This is a genomic window from Azospirillum sp. P4_B5, assembly GCF_056402275.1.
The window spans coordinates 1-4,980 of the sequence record NZ_JBFUHT010000098.1; the positions used below are offsets into that span (position 1 = coordinate 1).

Here is a 4,980-nt window from a genome sequence, read left to right on the forward strand (position 1 = left end):
GGCGGGAGCAGGGACAGCAGAGATTTTGACAAGGAAATCAGAGCACTCAGGAAAGGGATGCCGTTCCCCCTATGTGCTCACTGTCGCCCGCAAGTGCACTCACGCTGCACCAAAAACGCGGAAGGACCAGTTCGGGATGTCGTTTGACAGTCGGCAGCCCCGGTTCGGTAAAGGGGCCCAACGGCAGGCCGCGCAGGGAGCCCCGGCGCGCGCGCCAGAAGGTCAATGGTTCTGCACAGCACAAATATGGCCAGTGGCTCGCCCGCGCCGATGATGCTGAGCGATCCGGCGATTCCGTCGAAACCGAAACCTGTCGTCAGCACGCGGAGCACTGGTTCCGTGTGGCCCACGGCCGCTACGATCCCTGAGGTTCTGCTGGTCCGCCGTTAGTGGTGTCCTCGAGTCGTGGCCGCTTGGCTTATGCCAAATGGCCTCCGGTAAGCCCGGCACGGTTCAAAGCTCTCTGGCCTGTCTCCTTTTTGGGGGGCCGGTCGCTTTGCGCGACSGGCCCGGTCATGCTTAGAACCAGAATCGAACACCGGCTACGAAGGCCAGGTCGCTCGGGTCCTCGCCGTGACCACGGGCAATGTTGGCGGTCTCGCCCAGCTTACGCTCCCAGCTTACACCAACATAGGGTGCGAACTCCTTGGCAAACTCATAGCGCAGCCGCAGGCCGAGTTCGACATTGTTGATGCCTTGGCCCACATGGATCTCCGAGACCCGCTGGGCCGAGGCGTTCACCTCAGCCACCGGCTGGAGGATGAGCTTCTGGGTGATGAGAAGATCGTACTCTGCTTCAAGGCGGGCGCTGAAATCACCATCCTCGCTGACGAACAGCTGAGCGGTCACGTCGAAAAAGTACGGTGCCAGCCCCTGAAACCCGAGCACGCCATAAGTCTTCTGCGGCTCGGGTCGCACGTCATGCCGCACGCCGATCTGTGCATCCCAGAACTCTGAGACCATGCGGCTGTAGAGAAGCTGGAACTCTGCTTTTTCCAACTTTCCGTCGACCACTTTGCTGCCCTTGGAATTGAACCAGAGCTTGTTGGTGTCACCGCCGATCCAGCCCTGCGCCTCCCAATCCAACGAGTTTTCACCGTCCCGCCAGCGATGCTCCAGACGGTCGACCAGAAAGGTCCCGATGATCGGCGGCTCCTCATGAAACCGTTCGGCCTGATGGTCGGGCCGGGGCTCTTCGGCGGCCCGTGCGACCGCTGTCGAAAGCGACAGGGCGATGGCTCCAGCCACGAGCACAGCCCTTCCCAGGCTCATCACTATCGTTCGCATGTTTTACTTCCCGCTCAGAGGCTCGCGGTCCTCGGCTCGACGATGAACCGCGTCATCATGCCGGAGGCCATGTGGTAGAGGAGGTGGCAGTGGAACGGCCATTCGCCGGGCTCGTCCGCCGACAGCTGGACTGAGGTGCTCTGACCAGGAGGCACGAGGACGACGTGCTTTTTTGGCATTCTGTCCGTTTGCCCGTTCTCAAGCTCTACGAACATGCCATGCAGATGCATGGGATGAGCCATCATGGTCGTGTTGACGAACTTGATGCGGACGCGGTCTCCGTAGGCCACCCGTATCGGGGCGCCCTCATCAAACTTCTTGCCATTCAGGGTCCAGATGTATCGGGACATCATACCATTCAGCTGGACCTCGATCTCGTGCGAGGGCTCGCGGAGATCCTTCCTCTTCGTGAGCGACTTCAAATCGGCGTAGGATAGCGCCTTCGCGCCGGGCGGCGTGCCCGCGTCGGCCCATCCGGTCGCCTGGTCCTTGCTCCCCATCGCCCCATGGTCCATGCCAGCCATCGATCCATGGTCCATGCCGGGCATGCTGCTGTGGTCCATGCCCTTCATCGCCCCATGGTCCATGCCCTTCATCGCTCCATGGTCCATGCCAGCCATCGAGCCATGATCCATGCCGCCATGCGACATCCCCATGTCGGCCATCGTCAAGACGGCACGCGGGCGCCGCTCCGGGATCTCGCCCTCCACGCCCTGGCTGGTTGCAATCGTGGCCCGGGCGAAGCCCGTGCGGTCGATCGGCTCGGCGAAGAAGGTAAAGGGCTTATCCTCTGTGGGCATGACGATGACGTCATAGGTCTCGCCGACGCCGAAGCGGAACTCGTCCACCTTCACCGGCACCACGTTCTGCCCATCAGCGGCCACGACCGTCATCGGGAGGCCGGGAATGCGGACGTCGAAGATCGTCATCGCGGAGCTGTTGATGATCCGCAACCGCACGCGCTCGCCTGGCTTGTGGAGCGCCGTCCAATTGTCCCGTGGCCCCTTACCGTTAACGAGGAACCGATAGCCGGTCACGTCGGCGAGATCGGTCGCGTCCATCCGCATCTCGCCCCAGTCGAGCCGGTCGCGCATGGTAGCTCCAAAGCCATCGCGGCTGGCGTCCCGAAAGAGGTCCACTAGGGTTCGCTTATTGTTGTTGTAGTACCCTTCGCTGACTTTGAGCTTGCGCAGCACCGCCTCCGGTGCTTCGGGGGTGTGGTCGGAGAGCAGGACGACGTAGTCGCGATCGGCCCGCACCGGGTCGCGGTCGGCGGGCTCGATCACGATGGCGCCGTACATGCCCTCCTGCTCCTGCGAGGCGGAATGGCTGTGGTACCAATAGGTCCCTGCCTGCCGGAGCTTGAAGCGGTAAGTGTAGGTCTGTCCCGGCATGATCGGCTGGTAGCCGTTGAAGCCCGGCGCCCCGTCCATGACGCCCTGAAGCAGCAGGCCGTGCCAGTGGATCGAGGTAGGCTCGTTCAGCCGGTTGGTCACATGAATGACCACCTCCTCCCCTTCGCGCCATCGGAGCGTCGGTGCCGGAATCGAACCGCCGATGGCAATGGCGTTGCTGGTCTCCCCGTCGATGGTGATGCGGGTTCGCTCGACCGCCAATTCAAGGGGCGGGCCGGAGGCCGCGAAGACATGGCGCCCAGGATAGACCGTGACGATGCCCGCCAAGCCCGCCGCTCCGGCGAGCTTCAGGGCATCCCGGCGGGAGAGGCCGCGAGGTGCAATGTGCATGTGGTCCTCCCTCAGCGCTGCATGTCGACCTTGCCGACCATCCCGGACTCGTAGTGGCCGGGTATGTTGCAAGCGAACTCAAGGACGGCGTTCTTGGTGAACTTCCAGGTGAGATCCTTGGTCTTGCCGGGCTCGACGAGGACGCTGTTCGGGTCGTCATGCTTCATGGACGTCCCTTCCATGCCCGGCATCTTGGAATGGTCCATGTTGGCCATCTCCTTGTTTATGCCGGTCGGGGTGAGCATCCCGTGCTCCATCATCATCGCCATCTCCTTCTGGTGGGCGGCGTGCATTGCGGCGGTGCCGATGTTGAACTCGTGCAGGAATTCGCCCTTGTTCGTGACGATGAAGCGGACCGTTTCGCCCGCCTTCACCTGGACGGTGTTCGGCTCGTAGTAGTTGTCGCCCATCGTGATCTGGACGGTCCGCGTTTTGGCGGTCGCCTTGGCAGGCTCACCAATGGCGGCGGTGTCATGCTTGTGTCCGGCCCCGCCGGGGGCGGCGAAAGTCGCAGCCGGAGCAGCGAGGAGGCTGGCACCGATCATCAGCGCGGCGGCGGTGGACAGGGTCCGGTTGTTCAGACGCATTTTGGGTGTCCTTCATCTGGTGACGATTCCAATGCGGAGTCGCCACAAGGGATTCGCCTTCCGGTGCCGGTGTCGGTTGGCCGACCAGCACTGGAAGTGCCGAAATTGGCAGCGATGGAATGGCAGTCAGCGAGCAAACCGACCACGGCTGGGCACGAGAATGAAGCCGGCGAGCCCAGGCGAGCATTCCAGGTGGCAGGTGCCACTGGGGCTTGCGAGGCGATCGTTCCCGCTTAGAAACCGTGATCTGGTTCGACGCTGGGGTCGGCTCGTTCCGCCGATGGGGACAAGCGCAGAAAGCCTCACTCCGCGTTGCTTACGCAGTGTGGCCTTAGGCAGCCGGTCTGGGCGGACGGCGCAAGGGGGAAACGGTCCGGTCGCGAAGCGTATCGTCGCCGAATAGAAGGCCGGCGGTTGTCCACTCTATGGGGATCATCTGCAGTTGGGTTGGGGCCAAGGCGGACATGCCACAGGCCATCGCGCAGCACCCGTCGTGGGTGAGCTTGGAATGGTCCGTGCCGTGATCCTGATGATCTCGGTGTTCAGCCTGCTGGTCACAGTCGACCGTAGCTTCGGCGCCCATCGCCATCGCCTGGTGTGGCATAGCGGCGACCGCGGCGTTGGGCATGGCGAAGGCTCCCCAGCCGACGAGGAGGACGCCGAACAACACTGCCGTCAGGAGACGAGTGAGACGCATGCCTGCCGTTGAACCCATGTCCGCGGACCGTGCCCGTGTTGTTTCAACATAGCTGCGCTGACACTGAGAGCGCAAGTGCCTGACGAAAACGCAGAGGTTCAGCTGAGGATGCCGTTAGAATGTTACCCCAATGCTCGTCGGGGCCACCCAAGAGTTGGAGACCTTGGATGCGCGACGATGCTCGGGCGGTTTCGGCCGCGGCAGTTTTACGCCGTCTCGCGAAGGTCGTGCTTGTTGGTGTCCTTGGCCGCCCAACGGACGGTGATTGCATCGACACCGTTTCCAACGTGCACTCTGCCAGCTTTCAGGTTTACAAGGGTGCATTCGCCCCTTGGTACCGTCTCGGCAGCCTTTGTGACAGCCTGAGCACTGGCACGACAGGTTTATCCCACCGATCTTGAGTTTCGACATCCCTTCCTCCTGGTTGGCCCCGTATTCACCGTGATGCTTCCAGCCGCTGGAAGGTCAAGTTTTTTCTTCGGCGGTCGTCCAGAGCACGTTCGTGGTGGGGAAGTTGTCAAACGACATCCCGAACTGGTCCTTCCGCGTTTTTGGTGCAGCGTGAGTGCACTTGCGGGCGACAGTGAGCACATAGGGGGAACGGCATCCCTTTCCTGAGTGCTCTGATTTCCTTGTCAAAATCTCTGCTGTCCCTGCTCCCGCC

Annotated in this window: 6 protein-coding genes; 2 read left to right on the forward strand and 4 right to left on the reverse strand. The window is 62.3% G+C overall.

The window, feature by feature from the left end; translation table 11 throughout:
- Positions 1 to 71 precede the first annotated feature (71 nt).
- Complete coding sequence (locus AC1DVI_RS31855; protein WP_476961388.1) at positions 72 to 368, forward strand: DUF4167 domain-containing protein; 297 nt, start codon at positions 72 to 74, stop codon at positions 366 to 368.
- Between the two features lie 151 nt (positions 369 to 519).
- On the opposite strand, the gene AC1DVI_RS31860 is transcribed toward AC1DVI_RS31855, so the two are convergent.
- From AC1DVI_RS31860 to AC1DVI_RS31870, 3 genes are read right to left on the reverse strand one after another with little or no spacing between them, the layout of a single operon-like run.
- Positions 520 to 1,248 (reverse strand): copper resistance protein B, encoded by a 729-nt coding sequence (locus AC1DVI_RS31860; protein WP_476961389.1) that lies wholly within the window; start codon positions 1,246 to 1,248, stop codon positions 520 to 522.
- A gap of 53 nt (positions 1,249 to 1,301) precedes the next feature.
- Entirely contained in the window at positions 1,302 to 3,032 is a 1,731-nt protein-coding gene (locus AC1DVI_RS31865; protein WP_476961390.1) for a copper resistance system multicopper oxidase, read from the reverse strand.
- 11 nt (positions 3,033 to 3,043) lie between these two features.
- Entirely contained in the window at positions 3,044 to 3,619 is a 576-nt protein-coding gene (locus AC1DVI_RS31870; RefSeq protein WP_476961391.1) for a cupredoxin domain-containing protein, read from the reverse strand.
- 520 nt (positions 3,620 to 4,139) lie between these two features.
- On the opposite strand from AC1DVI_RS31870, the gene AC1DVI_RS31875 reads away from it, so the two are divergent.
- Entirely contained in the window at positions 4,140 to 4,328 is a 189-nt protein-coding gene (locus AC1DVI_RS31875) for a hypothetical protein (RefSeq protein ID WP_476961392.1), read from the forward strand.
- 453 nt (positions 4,329 to 4,781) lie between these two features.
- On the opposite strand, the gene AC1DVI_RS31880 is transcribed toward AC1DVI_RS31875, so the two are convergent.
- Positions 4,782 to 4,980 (reverse strand): hypothetical protein (locus AC1DVI_RS31880; RefSeq protein WP_476961393.1); only part of this gene is annotated, 199 nt, incomplete at its 5' end.